The organism is Hydrogenophaga sp. FW305-3-2-15-A-LB1 (assembly GCF_058787875.1).
In genome coordinates this window covers 1-24,122 of the sequence record NZ_JBYTAE010000038.1, presented here as the reverse complement: position 1 = coordinate 24,122, position 24,122 = coordinate 1, and the positions used below count along the sequence as shown (strand labels likewise).

General features: G+C 67.6%; 25 protein-coding genes. 18 read left to right on the top strand and 7 right to left on the bottom strand.

Annotated elements, in window-relative coordinates:
• Positions 1-10: 10 nt before the first annotated feature.
• Both AC3WPZ_RS13380 and AC3WPZ_RS13375 read right to left on the bottom strand, forming a co-directional pair.
• The gene (locus AC3WPZ_RS13380; protein WP_382322600.1) at positions 11-922 is read right to left on the bottom strand and encodes a glutaminase; all 912 of its coding nucleotides are present in this window, start codon (positions 920-922) and stop codon (positions 11-13) included.
• Between the two features lie 14 nt (positions 923-936).
• On the bottom strand, positions 937-3,540 hold the full coding sequence (locus AC3WPZ_RS13375; protein WP_492434497.1) for an excinuclease ABC subunit UvrA: 2,604 nt from the start codon (positions 3,538-3,540) through the stop codon (positions 937-939).
• Between the two features lie 251 nt (positions 3,541-3,791).
• Between AC3WPZ_RS13375 and AC3WPZ_RS13370 the strand changes: the two genes are divergently transcribed.
• The 4 genes from AC3WPZ_RS13370 to AC3WPZ_RS13355 all read left to right on the top strand — a co-directional run bounded on the left by AC3WPZ_RS13370 (position 3,792) and on the right by AC3WPZ_RS13355 (position 7,197).
• The gene (locus tag AC3WPZ_RS13370; protein ID WP_382322599.1) at positions 3,792-4,352 is read left to right on the top strand and encodes a DUF6622 family protein; all 561 of its coding nucleotides are present in this window, start codon (positions 3,792-3,794) and stop codon (positions 4,350-4,352) included.
• A 76-nt stretch (positions 4,353-4,428) separates the two neighbouring features.
• Positions 4,429-5,073, top strand: a complete 645-nt coding sequence (locus AC3WPZ_RS13365) for a TetR/AcrR family transcriptional regulator (RefSeq protein ID WP_382152382.1) — start codon at positions 4,429-4,431, stop codon at positions 5,071-5,073.
• Positions 5,074-5,179: 106 nt separating this feature from the next.
• On the top strand, positions 5,180-6,196 hold the full coding sequence (locus tag AC3WPZ_RS13360) for an amidohydrolase family protein (protein WP_382322598.1): 1,017 nt from the start codon (positions 5,180-5,182) through the stop codon (positions 6,194-6,196).
• A 32-nt stretch (positions 6,197-6,228) separates the two neighbouring features.
• Positions 6,229-7,197: a Bug family tripartite tricarboxylate transporter substrate binding protein gene (locus tag AC3WPZ_RS13355; RefSeq protein ID WP_382322597.1), complete on the top strand. Its 969-nt coding sequence runs from the start codon at positions 6,229-6,231 to the stop codon at positions 7,195-7,197.
• Positions 7,198-7,218: 21 nt separating this feature from the next.
• On the opposite strand, the gene AC3WPZ_RS13350 is transcribed toward AC3WPZ_RS13355, so the two are convergent.
• The gene (locus AC3WPZ_RS13350) at positions 7,219-8,832 is read right to left on the bottom strand and encodes a hypothetical protein (protein ID WP_492440025.1); all 1,614 of its coding nucleotides are present in this window, start codon (positions 8,830-8,832) and stop codon (positions 7,219-7,221) included.
• Positions 8,833-8,982: 150 nt separating this feature from the next.
• Between AC3WPZ_RS13350 and AC3WPZ_RS13345 the strand changes: the two genes are divergently transcribed.
• From AC3WPZ_RS13345 to AC3WPZ_RS13335, 3 genes are all read left to right on the top strand, one after another.
• Entirely contained in the window at positions 8,983-9,225 is a 243-nt protein-coding gene (locus tag AC3WPZ_RS13345) for a glutaredoxin domain-containing protein (RefSeq protein WP_382322595.1), read from the top strand.
• Positions 9,226-9,306: 81 nt separating this feature from the next.
• Positions 9,307-9,798 (top strand): GFA family protein, encoded by a 492-nt coding sequence (locus tag AC3WPZ_RS13340; RefSeq protein WP_382322594.1) that lies wholly within the window; start codon positions 9,307-9,309, stop codon positions 9,796-9,798.
• Between the two features lie 11 nt (positions 9,799-9,809).
• Positions 9,810-10,670, top strand: a complete 861-nt coding sequence (locus AC3WPZ_RS13335; protein WP_492440023.1) for an alpha/beta fold hydrolase — start codon at positions 9,810-9,812, stop codon at positions 10,668-10,670.
• A 21-nt stretch (positions 10,671-10,691) separates the two neighbouring features.
• Here AC3WPZ_RS13335 and AC3WPZ_RS13330 read toward each other — a convergent pair whose 3' ends face one another.
• Both AC3WPZ_RS13330 and AC3WPZ_RS13325 read right to left on the bottom strand, forming a co-directional pair.
• Positions 10,692-10,889, bottom strand: coding sequence for a hypothetical protein (locus tag AC3WPZ_RS13330; RefSeq protein WP_382152400.1), 198 nt, complete (start codon positions 10,887-10,889; stop codon positions 10,692-10,694).
• Positions 10,890-11,046: 157 nt separating this feature from the next.
• Positions 11,047-11,280: a hypothetical protein gene (locus tag AC3WPZ_RS13325; protein WP_382152402.1), complete on the bottom strand. Its 234-nt coding sequence runs from the start codon at positions 11,278-11,280 to the stop codon at positions 11,047-11,049.
• 251 nt (positions 11,281-11,531) lie between these two features.
• Between AC3WPZ_RS13325 and AC3WPZ_RS13320 the strand changes: the two genes are divergently transcribed.
• A complete protein-coding gene (locus AC3WPZ_RS13320) occupies positions 11,532-12,650 on the top strand; it encodes a DUF2325 domain-containing protein (protein ID WP_492440021.1) in 1,119 nt (372 codons plus the stop codon).
• Between the two features lie 28 nt (positions 12,651-12,678).
• Here AC3WPZ_RS13320 and AC3WPZ_RS13315 read toward each other — a convergent pair whose 3' ends face one another.
• Entirely contained in the window at positions 12,679-13,128 is a 450-nt protein-coding gene (locus AC3WPZ_RS13315) for a MarR family winged helix-turn-helix transcriptional regulator (RefSeq protein WP_382152407.1), read from the bottom strand.
• Between the two features lie 115 nt (positions 13,129-13,243).
• On the opposite strand from AC3WPZ_RS13315, the gene AC3WPZ_RS13310 reads away from it, so the two are divergent.
• The 6 genes from AC3WPZ_RS13310 (at position 13,244) to AC3WPZ_RS13285 (ending at position 19,234) form a co-directional block, all read left to right on the top strand.
• On the top strand, positions 13,244-14,743 hold the full coding sequence (locus AC3WPZ_RS13310) for a carotenoid oxygenase family protein (protein WP_492440019.1): 1,500 nt from the start codon (positions 13,244-13,246) through the stop codon (positions 14,741-14,743).
• Positions 14,744-14,748: 5 nt separating this feature from the next.
• Positions 14,749-15,456 (top strand): alpha/beta fold hydrolase, encoded by a 708-nt coding sequence (locus tag AC3WPZ_RS13305; RefSeq protein WP_492440017.1) that lies wholly within the window; start codon positions 14,749-14,751, stop codon positions 15,454-15,456.
• Between the two features lie 15 nt (positions 15,457-15,471).
• Positions 15,472-16,266, top strand: a complete 795-nt coding sequence (locus tag AC3WPZ_RS13300) for an alpha/beta fold hydrolase (RefSeq protein WP_382322586.1) — start codon at positions 15,472-15,474, stop codon at positions 16,264-16,266.
• A gap of 43 nt (positions 16,267-16,309) precedes the next feature.
• Complete coding sequence (locus AC3WPZ_RS13295; protein WP_492440014.1) at positions 16,310-17,287, top strand: Bug family tripartite tricarboxylate transporter substrate binding protein; 978 nt, start codon at positions 16,310-16,312, stop codon at positions 17,285-17,287.
• A gap of 58 nt (positions 17,288-17,345) precedes the next feature.
• Positions 17,346-18,413, top strand: coding sequence for a porin (locus tag AC3WPZ_RS13290; protein WP_492440012.1), 1,068 nt, complete (start codon positions 17,346-17,348; stop codon positions 18,411-18,413).
• 173 nt (positions 18,414-18,586) lie between these two features.
• Complete coding sequence (locus AC3WPZ_RS13285; protein WP_492440010.1) at positions 18,587-19,234, top strand: hypothetical protein; 648 nt, start codon at positions 18,587-18,589, stop codon at positions 19,232-19,234.
• A 25-nt stretch (positions 19,235-19,259) separates the two neighbouring features.
• Here AC3WPZ_RS13285 and AC3WPZ_RS13280 read toward each other — a convergent pair whose 3' ends face one another.
• On the bottom strand, positions 19,260-20,195 hold the full coding sequence (locus AC3WPZ_RS13280; RefSeq protein WP_492440008.1) for a LysR family transcriptional regulator: 936 nt from the start codon (positions 20,193-20,195) through the stop codon (positions 19,260-19,262).
• 105 nt (positions 20,196-20,300) lie between these two features.
• Between AC3WPZ_RS13280 and AC3WPZ_RS13275 the strand changes: the two genes are divergently transcribed.
• From AC3WPZ_RS13275 to AC3WPZ_RS13260, 4 genes are all read left to right on the top strand, one after another.
• Positions 20,301-21,770 (top strand): form I ribulose bisphosphate carboxylase large subunit, encoded by a 1,470-nt coding sequence (locus AC3WPZ_RS13275; RefSeq protein ID WP_444687748.1) that lies wholly within the window; start codon positions 20,301-20,303, stop codon positions 21,768-21,770.
• Between the two features lie 27 nt (positions 21,771-21,797).
• On the top strand, positions 21,798-22,235 hold the full coding sequence (locus AC3WPZ_RS13270; protein ID WP_444687747.1) for a ribulose bisphosphate carboxylase small subunit: 438 nt from the start codon (positions 21,798-21,800) through the stop codon (positions 22,233-22,235).
• A gap of 100 nt (positions 22,236-22,335) precedes the next feature.
• Complete coding sequence (gene cbbX, locus AC3WPZ_RS13265) at positions 22,336-23,316, top strand: CbbX protein (RefSeq protein WP_444687746.1); 981 nt, start codon at positions 22,336-22,338, stop codon at positions 23,314-23,316.
• On the top strand, positions 23,309-24,079 hold the full coding sequence (locus tag AC3WPZ_RS13260) for an HAD-IA family hydrolase (protein ID WP_492440006.1): 771 nt from the start codon (positions 23,309-23,311) through the stop codon (positions 24,077-24,079). The genes cbbX and AC3WPZ_RS13260 overlap by 8 nt, the downstream gene beginning before the upstream one ends.
• The last annotated feature ends 43 nt before the right edge of the window (positions 24,080-24,122 follow it).

The window sequence follows — 24,122 nt, the reverse complement described above, 5'->3', positions numbered from 1 at the left end:
GCGCGCTCCGTCAGAACACGGACAGCCCGGTGCGCGAGGCGAAGAGTTCCAGCGCCTGCATGCCCAGCAGGGAGTTGCCCGTGGCATCCAGCGCGGGTGACCACACGCACAGGCTCAGGCGGTCGGGCACCACCGCCACGATGCCCCCGCCCACGCCGCTCTTGCAGGGCAGGCCGATCCGGAAGGCGAACTCACCTGCCGCGTCGTAGGTGCCGCAGGTCAACATCAGCGCGTTGATCCGGCGCGTCTGGCGCTCGCTCAGCAGGGGCTCGCCGCTGAAAGGGTGGCGGCCGTCGCGGCACAGGAAGCCGGTGGCGCGCGCCAGCTGTTGGCAGCTCATGCGCACCGCGCAGTGGTGGAAATAGGCGTCCAGCACGGCCGCGACGTCGTTGTCGATCTTGCCGAAGCTCTTCATGAAGTTGCCCAGCGCGATGTTGCGAAAGCCCGTCGCGGCCTCCGATGCCGCCACCTCCTCGTCGAAGTGCACCGGCTCGTTGCACAGGCTGGACACCAGCTCCAGCATGGCCGCCTTGGGATCGCCCTGGCTGACCAGCCGGTCCGTGACGGCGATCGCGCCGGCGTTGATGAAGGGGTTGCGCGGCGTGCCCTGTTCGGCCTCCAGCTGCACCAAGGAGTTGAAGGGGTTGCCGGAGGGTTCCCGTCCGATGCGTTCCCACAGGCGCTCGCCCATGGCTCGCATGCCCAGGGTCAGGGCGAAGAGTTTGGAAATGCTCTGGATCGAGAAGGGGGTGGCGCTGTCGCCGGCCTGTGCCTCCTCGCCGTCGCAGGTGCGCAAGGCGATGCCGAACTGCGCCGCGGGCACGCGCGCCAGCGCGGGAATGTAGTCGGCCACCCGGCCCTGCGCCCCCAGGGTCGGGCGCAGGGTGGCGACGATGTCCTCGAGGATGGGCTGGAATTGCATGGGGCGATTGTCGGTCAGCGTGCACCGAGCGCCGCCGCCAGATGGGGTGCCGTCGGGCCGCCGGGGCAGGCCGCCACCGCGTCGGGCGTGCCCGCCACGACGATGCGGCCGCCTTCATGGCCGGCGCCCGGCCCCACGTCGATCACCCAGTCGCTGGCGGCCACGACACGCATGTCGTGCTCCACCATCACCACCGTGTTGCCGGCGTCCACCAGTGCATTCAGCTGCGCCATCAGGCGATCCACATCGGCGGGATGCAGGCCGGTGGTGGGCTCGTCGAGCACGTAGAGCGTGTCCCCGCGGTTGGGCCGCTGCAGCTCCGTGGCCAGCTTGATGCGCTGTGCCTCGCCGCCGGAGAGTTCGGTGGCGGGCTGCCCCAGCCGCAGGTAGCCCAGGCCAATGTCCTGCAGCAGCTTCAAGGGCCGGTGGATCGCCGGGTCTTCCTGGAAGAAGGCCACGCCTTCCTCCACCGTCATGGCCAGCACCTCGGCGATGTTCTTGCCGGCATGGGTGATCTGCAAGGTTTTCTCGTTGTAGCGCTGCCCGCCGCAGGTGGCGCAGGGTGCGTACACGCTGGGCATGAAAAGCAGTTCCACGTGGACGAAACCTTCGCCTTCGCAGGTGTCGCAACGACCGCCCGGCACGTTGAACGAAAAGCGCCCTGCGCCCCATCGCCGCGACCGCGCCGCAGGCTCGGCGGCGAAGCGTTTTCGCACCGCATCGAACAGGCCCGTGTAAGTGGCGAGGTTGGAGCGCGGCGTGCGGCCGATCGGTTTCTGATCGACCCGCACCAGGCGGCGAAAGGCATCGGCACCGGCCTCGATCCGGCCGCCGCTCACCACCGCGCCGCCGACCTCGGCGTCCTCCGCCGTGTCGCCCGTGTCGCGCTGGGGCGGTTCATGGCCGAGGTGGTCCGCCATGAGGTCCACCAGGGCATGGCCCACCAGGCTCGACTTGCCCGAGCCGGAGACACCGGTCACCGCGGTCAACACGCCGATGGGGAAAGCCGCGTCGAGGCGGTGCAGGTTGTTGCAGCTGACGCCGGTCAGCTTCAGCCAGCCCCGCGGTGGGCGAACGGCCCGCCTGCGCGGTGGCGGCGCGGCGAAGAGGTGCCGCGCGGTGTGGGAGTCCGGCACGCGGCGCAGGCCCGCCGGCGGGCCGCTGTACAGCACGCGCCCGCCGTTCTCGCCCGCTTCAGGGCCCACGTCCACGATCCAGTCGGCGTGTTTCATCACCGCGAGATCGTGTTCGACCACGAAGAGCGAATTGCCGGCGCGCTTGAGGCGGTCCAGTGCCGCCAGCAGCGCCACGCCGTCGGCGGGGTGAAGGCCTGCCGAGGGTTCGTCCAGCACGTAGAGCACGCCAAAGAGGTTCGCGTGGATCTGCGTGGCCAGCCGCACGCGCTGCAGTTCGCCCGACGACAGGGTGGGTGTCTGCCGGTCGAGCGACAGATAGCCCAGACCGATGTCCTCCAAGGTCTTGACGCGCTCCAGCACGTTCTGGGCGATCCGTTGTGCGGCGATGCGTTTCTCTTCCGAGAGGTGGGGCGTTCGCCGCACGTCGGGAGCGCCTTCATGACCCGGGCGCGGGGCCATGGCCCGGCGGGCGCGGCCCCTGGGCGTGGCCGCTGGCGCCGAAGTGGATGCGAGCCGGCCGGCGGCCGCCGGTTCAAGCACCTGCGCGAGCCGGGTCAATGGCAAGCGGGAGAGCTCGCCGATGTCCAGGCCGGCGAAGGTCACCGAGAGTGCCTCGGCCTTCAGGCGTTTGCCCTGGCACGAAGGACACACCGTGCCGGACATGAAGCGCGCCACGCGGCGCTTCATCAGTTCGCTGGAGGTCGTGGCGAAGGTCTGCAACACGTACTTGCGCGCGCCCGTGAAGGTGCCCTGGTAGCTCGGCTCCATCTTGCGGCGCAACGCGGCCCGCGTCTCGGCCGGGGTGAAGCCGGCGTACACCGGCACGGTGGGCTGCTCTTCGGTGAACAGGATCCAGTCCCGGTCCTTCCTGGGCAGATCGCGCCACGGCGTGTCGACGTCGTAACCCAGCGTGACCAGGATGTCGCGCAGGTTCTGCCCATGCCAGGCCGGCGGCCACGCGGCGATGGCGCGCTCGCGGATGCTCAGCGTGTCGTCGGGCACCATGGCCTTCTCGGTCACGTCGTAGACAAACCCCAGTCCCTGGCAGACCGGGCAGGCGCCCTGGGGCGTGTGGGGCGAAAAGTCCTCGGCGAACAGCATGGGCTGATCGCGCGGGTACCAACCGGCGCGCGAGTACAGCATGCGCAGCATGTTGGAGATCATCGAGACCGAACCGAGCGTGGAGCGCGAGCCCGCCGAGCCCCTGGGCTGCTGCAGCGCCACGGCGGGCGGCAGCCCTTCGATGCTGTCCACATCGGGCGTGCCGACCTGGTCGATCAGCCGGCGGGCGTAGGGCGACACCGAGTCGAAGTAGCGCCGCTGTGCCTCGGCATAGATGGTGCCAAACGCCAGCGAGGATTTGCCGGAGCCGGAGATGCCGGTGAAGACGACCAGTGCATTGCGGGGCGCGTCGACATCGACGTTCTTCAGGTTGTGTTCGCGTGCGCCGCGCACGCTGACGAACTCGAAGGTTTTGTTCACAGGCGCACTCTTGAAGTTGCCGGATCAAGCGAAGATCCGATGCCCTACAGCTTGGCACAGTGGGAGGCGCGGCAACAGGGGGTGCTTGGCGGGGTCGTGTGTCGGAGGCGTCCGACGCGGCCGCCGCCGTTCGCCCTCGTCAGACGGCTCTTCGCGCCGCACCCACGCAGTTTCGTCGCAACGGGATCGCCAGGCGCCCTCGCCCCCGGCACAGTGCGTCCTCCCTCAACCCCTTCCTCGCGGAGCCCACCATGCTGCTGCAACTGCTCGCCAACCACCCCGAAGCCGTCGTCCCCGTCCTGCGCCAGACACCGTTGTGGGTGTGGGGCCTGCTCGTGGCGCTGCTCGCGCTGGGCGCCAGCCAGCTGCGCGAGCGCAGCGCCAGCCTGGCCCGCGTGTCGCTGATGCCCCTGGCGATGACGCTCTTCTCGGTCTCGGGCACGTATTCGGCCTTCGGTGCGACGCCCCACCGGGGCCTTGCCGTTTCGGCCTGGCTCATCGCCGCGGTGCTGGCCTTCGCCCTGGTCGCGCGCGGCCGCGCCGATGGCGCCCAGTACGACCCGGCGCGGCGCCTGTACCGCCTGCCGGGCAGCACCGTCCCGCTGGGCTTGATCGTGGGCATCTTTCTGGTGAAGTACGTGGTCGGGGTCGATCTCACCATGGCGCCGCAGCTGGTCCGGGACACGCAGTACGTGCTGTGCGTCGCGGCCCTGTACGGCGCGTTCACGGGTTTCTTCATCGGCCGCGCCGCGCGCCTGTGGCGCCTGGCGGTGCGCCCTGGCAAAGCCCTTTATTCACTTAATGGTGAATAAAGGGCTGCGCGGGGGAGTTCGGGTACGCTGTGGCGGCATTGCCCGCCCCACTTTCCCCCGCACAAGGACCTCCGCCGTGACCGCCAGAAAGGCCCCTTCCGAGCCCAAGATCCGCGACGCCGAGCGCTCCAAGGCCGCCATCCTGGTCGCCGCGCGCGAAGAATTCGCCCGCACCGGTCTGGGTGGCGCGCGCGTGGAGCGCATCGCCGAGAAGGCGGCGGTGGACAAGAAGCTCGTCTACTACTACTTCAAGGACAAGGACGGCCTGTTCGCCGCCGCGCTGGAGAGCGTCTACGCCGAGATCCGCAACGCCCAGCTCTACCTGGACCTGCAGGGCATGCCGCCGCTGATCGCGCTGCGCCGGCTGGTGGAATTCACCTGGGACTACTACATCGCCCACCCCGAGTTCATCACCCTGCTCAACAGCGAGAACCTGCACCTGGCGCGCCACCTGCACGGCTCGCAGCGCATCCGCGAGCTGAACTCGCCGCTGGTGCAGTCGCTGGGCGACATCCTGGAGCGCGGCCAGAAGGCGGGCCTGTTCCGCGCCGGCATCGACCCGGTGCAGCTCTACATCACCATCGCCGGCTGCTCGTACTTCTACCTCTCCAACATCCACACCCTCTCGGCCGGCTTCAACCGCGACTTCAAGGCGCCCAAGCAGCTCACGCAGCGGCTGGCCCACATCACCGAGGTGATCTCGGCGTTCGTGCTCGCGTAGCGGCTTTCTTCACTGCTCAGGGAAAACCAGGGGAAATCGGGGGCCCCACGCCCCTTTGCTTTTCCCTATAATTCTCCAATTGGTGAATAAAGAGCGAGAAAAGCCCATGCGAAAGATCGACAGTTACGCCCACATCCTGCCGCGCAAGTACTTCGAGCGCATGGCCGAGCTGGCCAAGGACAAGGGCGCCATCAAGCGCTGGCTGACGATTCCGGTGCTGTACGACCTGGACGCGCGCCTGAAGATGATGGAAGGCTTTCCCGAGTACCAGCAGATCCTCACGCTGTCGAACCCGCCCATCGAGCTGATCGCCGGCCCCGAGGACTCGCCCGCGCTGGCCCGCCTGGCCAACGAGGAGATGGCCAAGATCCGCGACGCGCACCCGGACAAGTTCCCCGCCTTCGTGGCTTCGCTGCCCATGAACAACCCGGCCGCCTGCCTGGAAGAAATGGAATACGCCATCAACGTGCTGGGCGCGCGCGGCATCCAGGTGTTCACCAACGTGAACGGCCGCCCGCTCGACGAGCCCGAGTTCTGGCCCATCTTCGAAGCCGCCGTGAAGACCCACGACGTGCCGGTGTGGATGCACCCGGCGCGCGGCGCCAACATGCCCGACTACGCCTCGGAGAAGAAGTCCAAGTTCGAGATCTGGTGGACCTTCGGCTGGCCCTACGAAACCAGCGCGGCCATGACGCGCATGGTGTTCTCCGGCTTCTTCGACCGGCTGCCCGAACTCAAGGTGATCACCCACCACATGGGCGCCATGATCCCGTTCTTCGACGGCCGCGTCGGCCCGGGGCTGGACCAGTTCGGCAGCCGCACCTCGGACGAAGACTACGAAGGCCTGCTCAAAAGCATGGCCAAGCGCCCGATCGACTACTTCCGCCTGTTCTACGCGGACACCGCGCTGGCCGGTGGGCGCGCGGGGCTGCAATGCGGGCTCGAGTTCTTCGGCGCGAAGCAGGTGGTGTTCGCGTCCGACTGCCCCTTCGATCCCGAAGGCGGCCCCATGTTCATCCGCACGATTCCCGAAGCCATCGACTCGCTCAAGCTGTCCGAAGAAGAGCGCGAGGGCATCTACTTCGGCAACGCGCTGCGCCTGCTGAAGATGCCCTGCTGCTAGTCGCCACACCCACCTTTCAAGGAGACACGACGATGAAGAACCCATGGATCCGCGCGCTGCTGGCCGGCCTGCTCGCCGCCACCGGCCTCGCGGCGCACGCCCAGACCTACCCGAACCGCCCGGTGCGCATCATCGTGCCCTACGTGCCCGGCGGCACGGTCGATCTGGTGGCGCGCGTGCTCGCGCAGCGCCTCACCGAGCAGATGGGACAACCCTTCGTGGTGGAGAACCGCGCGGGCGCCAGCGGCGTCATCGGCAGCGACCTCGTGGCCAAGGCCCCGGCCGACGGCTACACGCTGCTGGTGCAGTCGCCCACGCTGATCGCCAACCCGCTGATGGTGCGCAAGGTGCCCTACGACGTGGTCACGGACTTCACGCCGGTCTCGTTCCTGGGCTCCGTGCCCATGGTGGTGGCGGCGCACCCCAGCGTGCCGGCCGACGACCTGAAGCACTTCCTCGAAGCCGCGCGCGCCAAACCGCAGGGCTTCAGCCTGGGCACCTCGGCCATCGGTTCGCCCATGCACGTCTCGCTCGAAGCCATCAAGTTCGGCGGCAAGCTGGAGATGCCCATCGTCGCGTACCGCGGCACGGCGGCGGCCCTGAACGACCTGCTCGGCGGCCAGATCAGCGTGATCATCGACGCCCTGCCGTCCACCGCGCCGCACATTGCCAGCGGCAAGCTCAAGGCCCTGGCCGTCACCACCAAGGCGCGCCTTCCGAGCATGCCGAACGTGCCCACCGTGGCCGAGTCCGGCATTCCCGGTTTCGAGATGGTGACCTGGTACGGCCTGTGGGCGCCGGGCAAGCTGCCCGAGGCGATCAGCAAGCGGCTCACGGAAGAAAGCGCCAAGGCCATGCGCTCGTCGCTGGTGACCGAGCGCCTGGGTGCGCAAGGCTTCATCGCCGCGCCCATGGGCCCGGCGCAGTTCGCACCCTACATCACCAAGGAGATCGCGACCTACGCGCGCATCGTGCGCGACGCGAAGATCCAGATCGACTGAGGACGCGGGGCGGCCCGGGGTTCACCAGAACTTCAGCTTCGCCATGAGCTGCTCGAACGCGGTGCGAAAGCCGGCGTCGCGACTCAGGAGTTGGTGGCCCCAAGAGAGCCTCTCGTAGCAGCAGGGCGAGCCGTTCTGAAAGGCATGCAGGATCTTGTACAGCTCCCGCTTCGAGGCCTTGTTCATGTGCCGTGAAGCGCCTGCGAGCAGATTCAGGTAGGCCAGCGCGGTTGCGGTGCGCAAAGGAACCTCTTCTTCGCGGGTGAGCAGATCGAGCATGGTCTCGTTGTTCAACGCCAAGCTCCACAGCTTCGCCGCCTGCTCGGGATCCTCATCGATCGCTTCCTGGAAGCTCTCATGCACCTCTGTGGTGTGCAGCCATTGTGCAAGCCATCCGATGGCCTGCACGTGGCCCCATTGCACCGCCATGGTCAGGGCGCGCCGCACCTCCGCGTGCATGTGAGCGAAGGCGTTCCAGTTCCTGATCGTTTTCAGTGCCGCCGCCATTTCATGCACGGTGCCGTTGGCCAGGGCTTCCACGAAGCTTTCCAGAAGCGTTATGTCGTCCGACTCGATGAAGTGACCTGCCCAAGCTTTGGCCAGTGTCCGGTTGCCGATGTCCATGGACAGTACGTTCGCCGATTTGACGATGTAGCCCAGCGCGTCATAGAGCGCGATGCTGTGGCTTGAAAGTCCGTCGGGCGAGGTCTTGATGTGCAGGGCATTGCCGGAAACATTGGGGTCGTACAGCCAGACCTTGTCAATCCCATCGTCCCCCTTCTCGAGCAACACGGCCATCTCGTGGCCGTGAGCATGGAGGTCGTTCGGGATGTTCCAGCAGATCAAGTGTCCTTGGCGCTCACCCGGTTTCATGCACGAGAGCAGGCGCACGAGGAGGCGGCCGAAGTGTTGTGGCGTGAACTGGACACGGCTGTCGCTGCTGTCGCACACGTGCTCGTAATGCAGATGCTCCAGTGTGTCGACGTCGAAGGGGTAGGTGCCTTCGGCCACGTTGCACAAGAACTGCTTGAAGCATTCGCAACCTTGCATGAAGGCCATGGTCGCTTCCCACGCCATGTGGCGGCACAACGCGTCCCGGATCTTGCCGTTTTGATTCAACAGCGAGTTCACGTGCAGACCTCGGTAGGGAGCGGGCTTCCCGACCTCGTACACCTTGGACACCCTCCCCGGAACCTGCCAGGTGTGGTTCTTGTGCTTCGCGCTCTTTTCGGCGACGTGGGTGTGGAACGATTTTCTGCGTTGGTCACTTCGGGCGCCGCTGAACCACTCGGGCGGCAGCCCCGTGTCGAGCGCCAGGATCGTGGCGCGTTCCCAGCGGTCCTGGCCACGATGCCTGTGCATCGGTTTGCCCAGCAGGGTGGCGAAGGCATCCCGCACCTCGCGGTTCCACAGCAGGACGGCCACGGACTCCGGGTGGTCCATGACCAACTCAAGGCAGAGGTCGGCGGTTTGCTTGGGGTCTTGGATGGGAAAGCGGGAGAGGGTGGCGATCTCGCCCTTTTGCATCAGCAGACGCAGTGCCACGCGCTCGTCTGATGAATCATCATCTTCTTCTTGATGTCGCAGGTCTTGGTATTCGGTGTCGAATGCGTATCGGGTATCCAGTGAGTACATCTCGTCATGAACGGTCGCGAACCAGGCGCTTTGCGCTGAAGGCCTGTCAAAAAAACTCCCATGGCGGCCTGAGTACCGCGTTGTCGATCGAAAGTTCTATGCCGATTTTTTGCCCTGTCGCGCATACCCTCCCCCCGTAAACTCTCAGCCATGTCACTCAAAATCGTCGTCTACTCCAAGTCCGCCTGCCCGCAATGCGAGTCGGCCAAGATGCTGCTGAAATCCCGTTCGCTCGGTTTCGAGGAAATCAAGATCGACGACGAAGCCGAACGCATGGCCTTCTACGAAAAGTGCGGGCCCTCCGTGCGGCAGATGCCGCAGATCTTCATCAACGACCAGCGCGTGGGTGGCCTGCAGGGGCTGCAAGCGGCGCTGGCGCAACTGAGCCGGTAGGGCCGCCCGTCGTTGCAGGGCGTTGTCCGACAGCCTTCGAGGCATCGGGCGGGCCCAATGGGGGTTTGCAAGGAGATCGCCATGAAGCTCGAAGGCTCTTGCCATTGCGGCCGCGTGACCTTCTCGGTCGACTCGGCCGAGCCCGTGCCCTTCATGCGGTGTTACTGCTCCATCTGCCGCAAGACCGCGGGCACCGGTGGTTACGCGATCAACCTGGGCGCCGACCACCGCACGCTGAAGGTGAAAGGCAAGCGGCACCTGCGCGTCTACCAGGCCAGCATCACCGAGGGCGACGAGGTGCGGCACAGCACCGGCCAGCGCCATTTCTGCGGCGTGTGCGGCACCGCGCTCTGGCTGTACGACCCGAGCTGGCCCGAGCTGGTGCACCCGCACGCGGGCGCCATCGACACGCCCTTGCCCGAGCCGCCCGCGAACGTGCACATCCTGCTGGACTCCAAAGCCCCGTGGGTGCGCGTGGAAGGCCGCAAGGGCGACCAGCGCTTTGACGGGTACCCCGACTTCTCGCTCAAGGACTGGCACAAGCAGCACGCCAGGAAGCCCAAGGCATCCTGAGCCGGCGCCGCATGGACACCCTGTCAATCGATGGCATCCGCGTGGCATTGCGCCTTGCGGGCGACCCCCACCGGCCGGCCTTGTTGCTGCTGCACGGCTTCCCCAGTTCGTCGGCGTCCTTCCGCAACGTCATCGACGGGCTGGCGCAGGACTGTTTCGTCATCGCGCCCGACCTGCCCGGCTTCGGGCAGTCCGAGCCCATCGATCCCCCGTCCTTCGCGGGCTTCGCGGACCTCATCGAGCGGCTACTGCAGCGACTCGATGTCACCCGCTTCCACCTCTACCTGCACGACTTCGGCGCGGCCGTGGGGCTGCACCTCGCGACCCGCTCGCCGGGCCGCATCCGCAGCCTCATCGTCCAGAACGCCAACGCGCATGAAAGCGGCATGGGCCCGGCCTGGGCGGACACGAAGGCCTACTGGCAGGACCCCACGCCCGAGCGGGCCGCCGCGGCCACGGCGCACCTGACCCGGGCGGGCACGCGCGACCAGTACGTGGGGGGTGTGCCCGAAGACATCGCGCGGCGCATCGATTCGAGTGTGTGGGAAGAGGACTGGCGCGTCATGTCGTTGCCCGGGCGCATCGAGATGCACCGCCAGCTCGTGCTCGACTACGGCCAGCACCACGCGCGCTTTGGCGAGATCGCCGACTGCCTGGCCCGCTGGCAACCTCCGGCGCTGATGCTCTGGGGCCGGCACGACGTCTTTTTCGATCTGGCCGAAACGCTTTCGTGGATGAAGGCCCTGCCGCGCATGGAAGCCCACATTCTGGATGGGCCGCATTTTCTGCTGGAGACGCACGCCGCCGAATGCGCCGCGCTGATGCGCGATTTCTTCCGCCGCTGCGAGCGGGCCGCTGGAACGGCCGCCTGAACGGGCCAACCGCCCGGGCCGTCAGGCGGTCATCTGGTCGATGCGCTTCTCCATGTCCAGCAGGCCCATCAGACCCAGTGCGCCGCTGGAAATGCCCAGGTAGATCAGCGCGTTCCAGGGAGACTGGTCCTGGCCCAGGGCCACGGCCAAGTGAAGGAGAGAGGCGATGGCCGCCATGCCGGCCACCGTGATCACGCACAGCTTGAAAAATTCTTTCATCGCCATCTCCTTGAATCAACGGTAACGGTCCGTGACAGCAGGAGACGAGTGTGGATTTGAACCTCGGGCGACTCTGTAGGAAGACCAAAAATGCGGATGTAGGAGATGTCCCACACGACAAAAACCCCTCCAAGAGAGGGGCGGGCGGCCCGAGGGCTCAGGCGGCCAGCATCCAGCGCGGGGGGCTGGGTTGTTGAGGCGCGTGCTCTTCGGCCGTGCCGAGCTGCACCACGCGCAAGCCTTCGGGCAGCCGGGAGGACGAACGCGGGTAGAGGTACGGACACTCGTCGAGCCACAGGTCGGGCTGGTTCTGCAGGTTCTTCACGCAGCTGTTGAAGATCAGCCCTTCGGCAAAGCCGGGTTGTTCACCAAAAATCTTGTAGATAAACACGAAAGCACTCCCAGAAGCAATTGGACAAGGGATGGGTCGCATGCACTTGAAACTTCTTTCGCACATGCTGCCACCGTTGCGCGGCAAGAATATGACGCAGGACGCGATCGCCGTGTAGGAGTTGTGGCAATTTTCACGAGGGAGAACGGGAAACGGCGAACGGCAGGGGGGCCGGTTCGACCCCGCGGCACCAGGGGGGCTCGGTTACAGTATCGCTATATTCGGTTGTATATATCGAAAGCGCCCACCGCATGCCATCCCCCACTGCCCATCCCGGTCACCGTCTGCACTGGGTCTGTCTCGCCCCCCATCTGCAGGGCATGGTGCTGCGCACCTGCCTGCCCGCGCACGGTCTGCGGCAGCTCATGGCGCCCTTCACCGACGTGCTGAACCCGTCGGACATCGCGCTGCGGTGCGAGGCCGCGCGGCTCGCCTCGCAGCACGCCGGCGTGGCCCGCGCCTTGCAGGGCCTGCTGGACCAGCGGCATCGGGAGGCCATCGAGCAGTGCTCCCGGGCCCGCACCGAGGCCGATCTGCTGGGCCTGTGGGAAGCGGCCACCCGCTCGGGGGAGGTGCGCGGTGCCTGCTGGGCCTTGCTCACCGACCGCCGCAGCACGCCCCGGCTGAGCGGGCTGATCTCGCGCGACATCGAGGCGCTCACCAGCGCCGCGAGCGCGCAGCGCGAACGCGACGCGGCCGAGATCGGCGCCCTGCGCACGCAGGTGGCGGCCATCGACGAATCGTGGCGGCTGAGCGCCACCTTGCTCGAAGCGGCCAGGGACGCGCGGGAGCGGGCCGAGTCGCTGTCGTCGGCGCTGATGTTCCAGGTCGGTCGCCGGGAGCAGGCCGAAGTCGCCGCGCTCGCCGCCGAGGCCCACGCCTTGCGCCTGGAGCAGGAAACGATCCAGCTCCAGGTCCAGCTCGGCGAACTCGGGCGCGAGCTGACGGTGGTGGAGGAACAGCTGCGCGGCTGGATGAACGGCGAAGGCGCCGAACCCACGTCGCTCGGGCCGCTCATCCGTGGCCGCAAGCTGCTCTACGTGGGCGGGCGCCCCAGCGCCAACCCGTCCATCCGCGCGCTGGTGGAGCGGCACGGCGGCGAGTACCGGCGGCATGAAGGCAGCGTGATCGACCCGCGCAACGAACTGCTGCTGGCCGCGCTGACCTGGGCCGACCTCGTTGTCGCGCCGCTGGACTGCGTGGACCGCGAATCCGCCGTGGCGCTGCAGCGCGCCTGCCAGCACAACGGCCTGGACTATGTGCCGTTGCGCACCGCCAGCGTCGCCAGTTTTGCCGCCGGCCTGTGCACCACCATGGCCCTGCCTCGCGTGTCGGCGCCGGTCAACAGGCTCTGCCTGCGGCACGGCTGAGCCGGCGTCACGCCACGCGGCCGCCGCCTCAGGGGATCGGGCGGTCGTCGCCGACGTTCATGCTGATGCGCTCCAGCACGTGGATGCAGGCGTCCACCTCCTCGGGCGGGATGCCCTGCAGCATGGTCTCCAGGAAGCGCTTGCGCTTCTCCAGAATGCCCTGCACCAGCTTGTCGCCCAGCGGGGACAGCGAGACGCGCGTCAGCCGGTTGTCGGCCGGATCGTCTTCGCGAACGATCAGCTTCTCCGCCTCCAGTGCCTTGAGCTGACGGGTGATCGACCCGGGGTCGACGCGGATCTCCGAGATCAGCGCCTTCTGCGTGCAGCCCCGCTGCCGGTGGATCAGAAAGAGCAGCCGCCAGCGCGCGGCCGTGACGCCCGTGCTCTCCTCGAAGGCGTTGGTGGCGGCGTGGTAGGCCTTGCCCAGCCACAGGAAGATGGTGCTCTGGACGGGCGGTGACTTGGCTTTCTTGGTCATGTCGTCGGTGCGTGCTAGGTACTTTCCATTATCGATCGAAAATTGCTTGCCACAAGCAATTGATTGCCGGATACTCTCTTCATTACTTGGCATAGGCAACCATTGGAGTGGGCAAATGATTGAGGTGGTGGGCAGGATCGCCCTGACGATCCGGGCGGACAACGACAACCCTTTTCTTCAAGGCCCGTTCACGCCCAACGCGAACGAGTACACGGCCGACACCGACAGCCTGCAGGTGATCGGCGAGATCCCGAAGGACCTGCACGGCATCTACGTGCGCAACACGCACAACCAGGTGCACGAACCGCTGGGCATCTACCACCCGTTCGATGGCGACGGCATGCTGCACGCGGTGCATTTCGAGAACGGCCGCGCCACCTACCGCAACCGCCTGGTGCGCACCACCGGCTACCTGGCGGAGAAGGGCGCGGGCCATTCCCTGTGGCCGGGCCTGCTGCAGCCGCACCTGGCCTCGCGGCGCGGCTGGGGTGCCATCGGCGCCATGAAGGACAACGCGGGCACCGACGTGATCTGCCACGCGGGCAAGCTGATCGCCAGCATGTCGCAAGGCAGCGAACCCTGGCGCCTGGACCCGCGCACGCTGGAGACGCTCGGGCCCGATGCCAACTGGGCGCGCAAGGTGCCCGAGGGCGTGAGCTCGCACTACAAGGTCGACCCGGAAACCGGGGAGATGATGTTCTTCAACTACCCCGAGAAATGGCCGTACATGCACTACGGCGTGGTCGATCGCCACAACCAGCTGGTGCACTACGTGCCGATCGAGCTGCCGGGCGCGCGCTGGCCGCACGACCTGGGCATCACGAAGCACTACACCATCCTGCACGACCTGCCGCTGTACTTCGACCCGGTCAAGCTCAAGACCGGCGAGCACGATCTGGTGTTCAACCGCGACCAGGCGGCGCGCTTCGGCGTCATCCCGCGCCATGGGGACAGCAGCCAGGTGCGCTGGTTCGAGGCCAAGCCCTGCTTCATCCTCCACCTCTCGAACTGCTACGAAGACGGCGACGAGGTGGTGATGGACGGCTGCATCATGCCGGACTTCAAGAAGATCCCGGTGAGCGCCGACATGAACGTGTACGACCGCATCCTGGCCAACCTCGACAAGCACCACAACAAGACCTTGATGCACCGCTGGCGCTTCAACCTGAAGACCGGCCAGACCACCGAGCAGTACCTCGACGACGAGGTCACCGAGTTCCCGGTCTGCAGCAACGATTACGTGGGCCGCCCTTACCGCTACAGCTACAACGTGCTGTACAAGCCCGGCGACTGGCTGTTCGCCGGCCTCAAGCGCTTCGACCTGCTCACCGGCGCGGCGCAGCGCTACGAATACGGCGAGGGCCGCTACGGCAGCGAGCCGCAGGTGGCGCGCCGCCTGGGCGCGAAGGCCGAGGACGACGGCTACGTCGTCGTGATGGTGGCCGACATGCGCCAGAACCGCTCCGAGGTGCTGGTGCTCGACGCGGCCGACGTCGCGCGCGGCCCGCTGGCCACCATCGTGCTGCCCGAGCGCATGTGCGTCGGCACCCACGCCTGCTGGGTCGAGGGCGACCGCATCGACGGCGAACACCGCGACCCGGCCGCGCTGGCGTGAGCACCATGCCCTCGCATCCCCTCGTGCTCCTGCACGGCCTGAACACCACCGCCGCGGTCTTCGATGGCGTGCGAAGCGCCCTGCCTTCCACCCTCGCGGTCCACACGCCCGAACTGCCGGCCCTGGCCGACGTCGACGCGATCGCCTCCGCGCTCTTCAAGACGCTGCCCGCGCGTTTTCACCTCGTCGGCTTCTCCTTCGGGGGTTACGTCGCGCTGGCCATGCGGGCGCTGGCCCCCGAGCGCCTGAGCGGCCTGGGCCTGGTCTGCAGTGGGCCCCAGGCCGACACGGCGGCACAGGCCGCCGCGCGCCGCCAGGCCATCGGCACGGCGGCGAACGGTGGCCACGCCCAGCTGGTCGCGGCGCAGACCGCGGCCGCCTTCCACCCCGACAGCCTGGGCGATGCGTTGCTGATGCAGCGGCGCACGGCCATGGTGGCCGCCTACGGCGCCGAGCGCTTCATGGCGCACCAGGAAGCCAGCCTCGCGCGGCCCGAGCGCGGGGCCCTGCTCGACGGCCGCGTGCCCACGCTGATCGTCGCCGGCTCGCACGACAAGCTGTTCGCGCCCGAGCACCAGCGCGCGCTCGCGCAGGGCATCCCGGGGGCCGAATTCCACACCGTGCCCGGCGCCGGCCACCTGCTTCCCCTGGAGCAGCCCGAGGCGCTGGCGGCCCATCTGGCGCGCTGGGTCGCCGCCACGTCCTCTCTTTGAACCAAGGATCCCGACATGCGAACCTATGAGCTGCCCGACTACCTGGTGTCGGGCGAAGGGCCGACCACGGTCTACCTGCTGCACGGTGCCTACGGCGCCAAGGAATACTGGCGCTGCACCACGCAGGCGCTCAACCAGGCCGGCTACCGCGTCGTGGCCTGGGACGCGCCCGGCTACGGCACCAGCCCGGTGCCCGACACCCTCAGCATGACCGACATGGCGCGCGTGGCCGGCCGCCTGATCGGCGCGACCAGCACGGGGCGCAACGTGGTGCTCGGCCACAGCATGGGCGGCATGGTGGCGCAGAAGACGGCGGACCTCTTTCCCGACCGTGTGCAGGCGCTGGTGCTCTCGGCCACCGCGCACACCTTCAACCACTCGGGCCCTGAATGGCAGGCCAACTTCCTGGCCACGCGCGTGGCGCCCCTGACACAGGGCCGCGCCATCGCGGACTACGCGCCCGAAATGCTGCGCTCGATGATGGGACCGGGCGCGCAGGGCCCCGCCATCGACCACGTGCTGCACAACGTCCGCCTCATGAACGCTGCCGGTTTCCAGAAAGCCATCCAGGCCACGGCCGCCTACCTCGAAGAAGACGTGTTGTCGCGCATCGCCGCGCCCACGCTGTGCATCGCCGGTGAACTCGACGAGACCTGCCCCGCCGCGGTGATGCGCCGCATGGCCGGCCTGCTCAAGCGGGGCGAGTACCACGAGATGAAAGGCGTGGCCCACTTCGGCTGGGCCGAGCGGCCCGACGAGTACCACCAGGTGCTGCTGTCCTTCCTCGGCCGCACGGCCCCCGCGCACTGACCGACGCCCATCATCGCCCCCCACAAGAACGGAGACCGTTTCCATGAGCCCCCTTCACAAGACCCTGGGCCGCCTGGCGGCCATGGCCGCGCTCGCGGTGCTGCCCCACCTGGCGATGGCCGACACCTGGCCGAGCAAGCCCATCACCCTCATCGTGCCGTACCCGCCCGGGGGCTTCGCCGACAACGTCACCCGCTCCCTGGCCGCCGAAGTCAGCAAGACCCTGGGCCAGACGGTGGTGGTGGACAACCGCACCGGCGCCAGCGGCCGCATCGGCACCGACGCCATCGTGCGCGCGCCGAAAGACGGCTACACCATCGGCCTGGGCGTGCCCGCCACCCTGTCCCTGCTGCCCGTCACCGACCCGCGCTACGCCGACCTGAACCGGCAGATCACGCCCATCACCATCGCCGTGCGCACCGAGGTCGGGCTGGCCATCAACCCGCACCGCATCCCCGCGCGCAACTTCAAGGACTTCGTGGCCTACGCGCGCTCGCTCAAGGGTGAGATGGCCTACGGCTCGGCGGGCAACGCCACCAGCTCCCACCTCTGGTCGGAGACCATCCTGGAGGCGGCCGGCATCAAGGCGGTCCATGTGCCTTACAAGGGCGAAGCGCCGGCCGTGACCGACCTGCTCGGCGGGCAGGTCCAGTTCGTGCTCATCAGCGGCAGCGTCAAGCCCTACGTGGACAGCGGCAAGCTGCTCGTCATCGCCACCTCGGGCGAAGAGCGCTGGCGCCTGTTCCCCGACGTGCCCACGCTCAAGGAGCTGGGTGTGGACGGCGTGGCCGCCTCCGGCTGGCTCGCCTACTTCGGCCCGGCCGGTCTGCCCGCCGGTGTCACGGAAAAACTGAACAGCGCCTTCGCCTCGGCCCTGAAACAACCCTCGGTGCAGAAGCTGCTCGAGGGGCAGGGCTACAGCGCGATCGGCAGCACGCCGCAGGAACTCAGCGCCGTCACGGCGCGCGAGATCGTGCAGTTCGACAGGATCATCAAGTCGGGCCGCGTGAAGCTCGACTGATGCCAGGGCGCAGCCGCGCCCGCTTTTCTTCCCCTTCCTTTCCCCCGGAGACAAACCCATGACATGCAACCAGCTGCTGGCTGGCGCGGTGCTGTGCGCGCTCGGCGCCGGCGCGAGCGCCCAATCCAACGTCACGCTCACCGGCGTGGTGGACGCCGCGGTGCGCCACAGCACCAACTCACAAGGCTCGCTGACCTCCCTGGCCAGTGGCAGCAACTCCACCTCGCGCCTCATCATCCGCGGCGTGGAAGACCTGGGCAGCGGCCTGAAAGCCAGCTTCTGGCTGGAAGGCGCCTTCAACGCCGACACCGGCACCTCCGCCGTGAGCAACCAGTTCTTCGACCGCCGCTCCACCGTCGGCCTGGCGGGCCCCTGGGGTGAAGTGCGGCTCGGCCGCGACTGGAACCCGGCCTTCCTGTCCTGGGCCGGCACCGACCCCTTCGTGGTGGTCGGCGTGGGTGGCGCGATCAACATGTGGGCCTCTGCCCCCTCCGTCGCGCTGCGCCGGGCCTTCGGCGCGGGCGCCACCACCTTGTCGCGCTCCAACAATGCGCTGCAATACATCCTGCCCGCCAACCTGGGCGGGGTGTACGGGCAGCTCATGGTCGCGCCGGGCGAGGAGGGCAACGCGCAGGGCAGCTACGACTACCACGGCGCGCGCCTGGGCTACGCGGCGGGCCCGTTCGACGTCGGCGGTTTCTACGGCAACACCCGCATCGACGCGACCAACGCGCAGTTCAAACAATCGGGCGCGCGCGCCTCGTACCACTTCGGCGGGGCCATCCTCTCGGGCAGCTTCACGCAATCGGCCTACCTGGGCTCCAAACACAAGGCACTCTTGGTCGGCCTCAGCGTGCCGGTGGGCGTGGGGGTGATCAAGGCCTCGTACGTCAAGGTGGACCAGAGCGGCCGGGACGCGGCGGGCGCCAGCATCGCCGCCGACGACGCCCAGCGCTTCGCGGTGGGTTATGTGCACAACCTGTCCAAGCGCACGGCCGTGTACGTGAACGCCGGCCACGTCTCCAACAAAGGGCGGGCCACCTTCGCCATCTCGGGTGGCCCGGCCGGCAACGCGCCCGGCACCAGCTCCAGTGGCTACGAAGTGGGCCTGCGCCACCACTTCTGAGATCGACGGTCGAAGCCCAGGGGAGACGACGGGGCATGGCGGTCCGCGGGATGAAATGTCCTGAATGAACCAATTCACGCCGCGCCGCACTTTTGCCGTGGTTCCCTCGGCCGTGCGCCTGCACGGTCGAGGGAATCGACGTTTCCCGTTTGCTTACCGACTTTTTTTTCAGAATGAACCCGATCTCCCATCCGACTCCGAGCTTCAACCTGGAGGCTGCCCGCGACTACTACAACTACAGCCCCGACACCGTCCAGTTCCTGGAAGAGGACCGTTCCGAGACCCCCTTGAGCTTCGACCACGCTCGCCAGTACTTCGCCCAGGACGCGATGCAGCGCGGGATGATGCTGGAGAAAGCGCGGAACGTGCAGGCGAAATGGGGCAACCATGAGCCTGGCCTGGAATGGTTCGCCTATCTGAACAAGCATCCCCAGCTTCGGCAGACGATGTCCATCGAAGAGGCCGTGCAAGCCTCGAAGTTGCTGTGCAAGACGATCGAGGCACTCCGCGATCCCCGTCAGTGCGCGACGAACGCCCAAGCCCTTCACCAGGTGCTGTTGTGGGGGACGGCCGAGCAGTTCCATCTCCATGGCTTCGCGCTGGAGTGGTTGAAAGACAGCCTGAAGCCCCGGGAACTCCAGGCGCTGCTGCTGGCCAAAAACTGCGAAGGTGTGCCAGTCCGTGCCGCGGCTTTGCGGCGTGGTGATGCGGAGGCGGTCGACCGGTACGACCGGCTGCTGGACACCTTCGAAACCCACCTGGGCGAAGAAGGCATCCGGTGGGTGATCGAGGTGGGCTCCCACGACCGGCGGGTGTCCTGATCGGCCTGGGCCGCTTCAAACCCCATCAGCGCGCGGGCGGCGGTGGGGCGGGAAAACTCTCCGCCAGATACGCCTCCCCGCGCTCCAGCACGAAGTAGCGGAACGCCTCCGCCGCCGGTGACAGCAGCTTGGACTGCGTGTGCACCACGTTCCAGGCGCGCACCACCGGCGCGCCCTCCACGTCCAGCACGGCCATGAGCTGGTTGCTCAGCTCCAGGCCGATGGTGTGCAGCGACAGAAAACTCAGGCCCATGCCGGCCATCACGGCCTGCTTGATGGTCTCGTTGCTGGCCATCTCCATGATCACGCGCAGCTCCACGTGCTCGTCGGCCAGGAATTTCTCCAGCGCCGCGCGCGTGCCCGAGCCCTGCTCGCGCACGATGAAGTCGTACTCCCGCAGCAGCGCCGCCGGCACATGGCCCGCGTGCGCGAGCCGGTGGTCCACCGGCGCCACGAACACGTGCGGGTGCGCCGCGAAGGGCTCGGCGCGCGTGGCCAGTTCCTTGGGCGGGCGGCCCATGATGGCGATGTCCACCTCGTTGGCGTGCAGCATCTTCACCAGCTGCTCGCGGTTGCTCACCGCCAGGCGGATGTCGATGCGGCCATGCTCGCGCCGGAACTCGGCCAGCAGGTGCGGCAAAAAGTACTTGGCCGTGCTCACCATGCCGATCACCAGCGTGCCGGTCTCCAGCTTCTGCAGCCGTGCGGCCGCGTCTTCCGCGTCCTTCAGCGTCGCCAGCACCTTCCTCGCGTAGACCAGCATGTACTCACCCACGGTGGTCAGCGCCACCTTGCGGCCGTTGCGCTCGAAGAGCGGCATGCCCACGTGCCCTTCCAGTTCCTTCACCTGCATCGTCACCGCCGGCGGCGTGAGGTGCAGCACCTGCGCCGCGCGCGCGAAGCTGAGGTGGCGCGCCACCTCGCTGAAGACCCGCAGCTGCCGAAAGGTGGCGTTCTTCATTCAGCAATTCCTTAATCGAACTTCTAAAAATCGTGAATTTACTTTATTCAAGCCGAAATCTACAGTCCGCTCCACCCCAGACAAACCCCACTTTTGGAGCCACCGATGAGCAACGCCCCCACTGGTTCAACCGAGATCACCGACGCCAAGAAGCGCTACAGCGCGGGCGTGCTCAAGTACAAGCAGATGGGCTACTGGATGCCCGACTACGTGCCCAAGGACACGGACACGCTGTGCCTGTTCCGCATTACCCCGCAGGATGGCGTGGACCCCGAGGAGGCCGCCGCCGCCGTGGCCGGCGAGTCGAGCACGGCCACCTGGACGGTGGTGTGGACCGACCGCCTCACCGCCTGCGACAGCTACCGCGCCAAGGCCTACAAGGTGCAGCCCGTGCCCAACCGCCCGGGCGAGTACTTCGCCTGGGTGGCGTATGACCTGATCCTGTTCGAGGAAGGCTCCATCGCCAACATGACGGCGAGCCTGATCGGCAACGTCTTCAGCTTCAAGCCGCTGAAGGCCGCGCGGCTGGAAGACATCCGCATTCCCGTGGCCTACGTGAAGACCTTCAAGGGCCCGCCGACCGGCCTGGTGGTCGAGCGCGAGCGCCTGGACAAGTTCGGCCGCCCGCTGCTGGGCGCCACCACCAAGCCCAAGCTGGGCCTCTCGGGCCGCAACTACGGCCGCGTGGTCTACGAAGGCCTCAAGGGCGGGCTGGACTTCATGAAGGACGACGAGAACATCAACTCGCAACCCTTCATGCACTGGCGCGACCGTTTCCTGTTCGTGATGGACGCGGTCAACAAGGCCAGCGCCGAGACCGGTGAAGTCAAGGGCAGCTACCTGAACGTGACCGCCGCCACCATGGAAGACATGTACGAGCGCGCCGAGTTCGCGAAAGAGCTGGGCTCGGTGATCGTGATGGTGGACCTGGTGATCGGCTACACCGCGATCCAGAGCATGGCCAATTGGTGCCGCAAGAACGACATGATCATGCACATGCACCGTGCGGGCCACGGCACCTACACGCGGCAGAAGAACCACGGCGTGAGCTTCCGCGTGATCGCCAAGTGGCTGCGCCTGGCGGGCTGCGACCACCTGCACACCGGTACCGCCGTCGGCAAGCTCGAAGGCGACCCGCTCACCGTGCAGGGCTACTACAACGTCTGCCGCGACAGCTACACCAAGACCGATCTGCCGCGCGGCCTCTACTTCGACCAGGACTGGGCCGACCTCAAGAAGGTCATGCCCGTGGCCTCGGGCGGCATCCACGCCGGCCAGATGCACCAGCTGATCGAGCTCTTCGGCGACGACGTGGTGCTGCAGTTCGGCGGCGGCACCATCGGCCACCCCATGGGCATCCAGGCCGGTGCGGTGGCCAACCGCGTGGCGCTCGAAGCCATGGTGAAGGCGCGCAACGAAGGGCGCGACCTGCTGCAGGAAGGCCCTTCCATCCTCAAGCAGGCCGCGCAGCACTGCAGCCCGCTCAAGGCCGCGCTCGATACCTGGGGCGAGATCAGCTTCAACTACCAGAGCACGGACAGCAGCGACTACGTCGCGACGCCCGCGATGGCCTGAACCCATTCACTTCGAGGACCGCACACCATGATGACCAACGCCACCGGCCGCATCACGCAAGGCCAGTTCAGCTTCCTGCCCGACCTCACGGACCCGGAAATCACCGCGCAGATCGAATACGGCCTCAAGCGCGGCTACGCCTGGAGCGTGGAATACACCGACGACCCGCACCCGCGCAATACCTACTGGTCGATGTACGGCAACCCCATGTTCGACCTGCACGACGCCGCCGGCGTGCTGCAGGAGCTGCAGGCCTGCCGCAAGGCCTTCCCGCGCCACTACATCCGCCTGATGGCCTTCGATTCGACGCGCAACGTCGAGACCATCGCCATGAGCTTCATCGTCAACCGCCCGGCCAGCGAGCCCGGCTTCATGCTGGAGCGCCAGGAAGTCAACGGCCGCAGCCTGCGCTACACCACGCGCGGCTACGGCGCCGACCGCCCGGAAGGTGAGCGGTATCAATGACTCCCCCTGCGCCGCTTCGCGTCTTCCCCCTTCGGGGGACCGCACCCACGGCCCGGCAAAGCCGGTTCCGTGGTGCGACTTGACCCAGGTGCCCACACCCGTGAACTCAACCCTCTACGCCATCCCCGGCAGCACGCCGCCGCCGCTGTCCACCGATGCCACCGTGACCACCGCAGCGGCACCGGTGGCCGCACCGCCCGCGCGCTCGGTTGGCGCGGTGCTGGCCGAGACGCAGGTCGAGGCCGTGCTGCAGGAGCTGGACGACGAGCTCGTGGGCCTGGCGCCCATCAAGGCGCGCGTGCGCGACATCGCCGCGCTGCTCGTCATCGACAAGCTGCGCACCGGCCTGGGCCTGCCCTCGCAGCCGCCCAGCCTGCACATGTGTTTCTCGGGCAACCCCGGCACCGGCAAGACCACGGTGGCCCTGCGCATGGCGCAGATCCTTCACCGCCTGGGCTATGTGCGCAAAGGCCATCTGGTGGCCGTCACGCGCGACGACCTGGTGGGCCAGTACATCGGCCATACCGCGCCCAAGACGCGCGAGGTGCTCAAGAAGGCCATGGGCGGCGTGCTGTTCATCGACGAGGCGTATTACCTCTACCGCCCCGAGAACGAGCGCGACTACGGCCAGGAGGCGATCGAGATCCTGCTGCAGGTGATGGAGAACCACCGCGACGACCTGGTGGTGATCCTCGCCGGCTACGAGGACCGCATGAACACCTTCTTCCAGTCCAACCCCGGCATGCGCTCGCGCATCGCGCACCACCTGGCGTTCCCGGACTACTCGGCCGACGAACTGATGCGGATCTCGCGCCAGATGCTGGCCGAGCAGAACTACCGCTTCAGCCCCGAGGCCGCCGAGGCCTTCGAGCGCTACCTGGGCCTGCGCCTGCAGCAACCCCATTTCGCCAACGCGCGCAGCGTGCGCAACGCGCTGGACCGCGCGCGCCTGCGCCAGGCCAGCCGCCTGTTCGCGCAGCCGCAGCGCGAGCTCACGGCCGAAGAACTCACCACGCTGCAGGCGCCCGACATCCTGGCCAGCCGCCTGTTCAGCGACACCGAAGGGGCCGGCCATGCTTGAGGCCCTCATCTTCGACGTGGACGGCACCCTGGCCGACACCGAGGCCGCGCACCGCGCCGCCTTCAACGCCGCCTTCGCCGAGGTGCGCCTGGGCTGGCACTGGGACGACGCCACCTACATCCGCCTGCTGCAGGTCTCGGGTGGCAAGGAGCGCATCGCCCACCACTGGCGCATGGTCGAGCCCGACGTGGCCGGCGGCCAGGCCGCGCAAGCCACCATCGAGCGCGTGCACGCCATCAAGACGCGCCTCTACGAAAACCGCGTGAGCGGCGGCCAGCTCGCGCTGCGCCCCGGCGTGCTGCGGCTCATGCGCGAAGCCCTGGCCAGCGGCCTGCGCCTGGCCATCGCCACCACCACCACGCCGGCCAATATCGACGCCCTGCTGCGCACCCCGCTGGGCCCGGACTGGAAACGCCACTTCGCCGCCATCGGCGACGCGTCCACCGCGCCGCGCAAGAAGCCCGACCCGCAGGTGTACCAGCAGGTGCTCGCCACGCTGGGGCTGCCGGCCAGCGCCTGCCTCGCTTTCGAGGACTCGGCCAACGGCCTGCGCGCGGCCACCGACGCCGGCCTGCAGACCCTGGTCACGCCCACCGTGCACACCGCCGACCACCGCTTCGACGACGCCCTGCTCGTGCTGCCCCACCTGGGCGACGTGGACCAGCTGCTGCCCAGCGGCGTGGCCGGCATGGAGCAGCGCTGGGTCACGGTGGACGCGCTGCGGCGCTGGCACGCCGGCACCACGCTGTTCGAGTCGGCCTGAGCTTCTTTTTTTCAAACACAGAGTCGCCCCACGATGTCCCGCC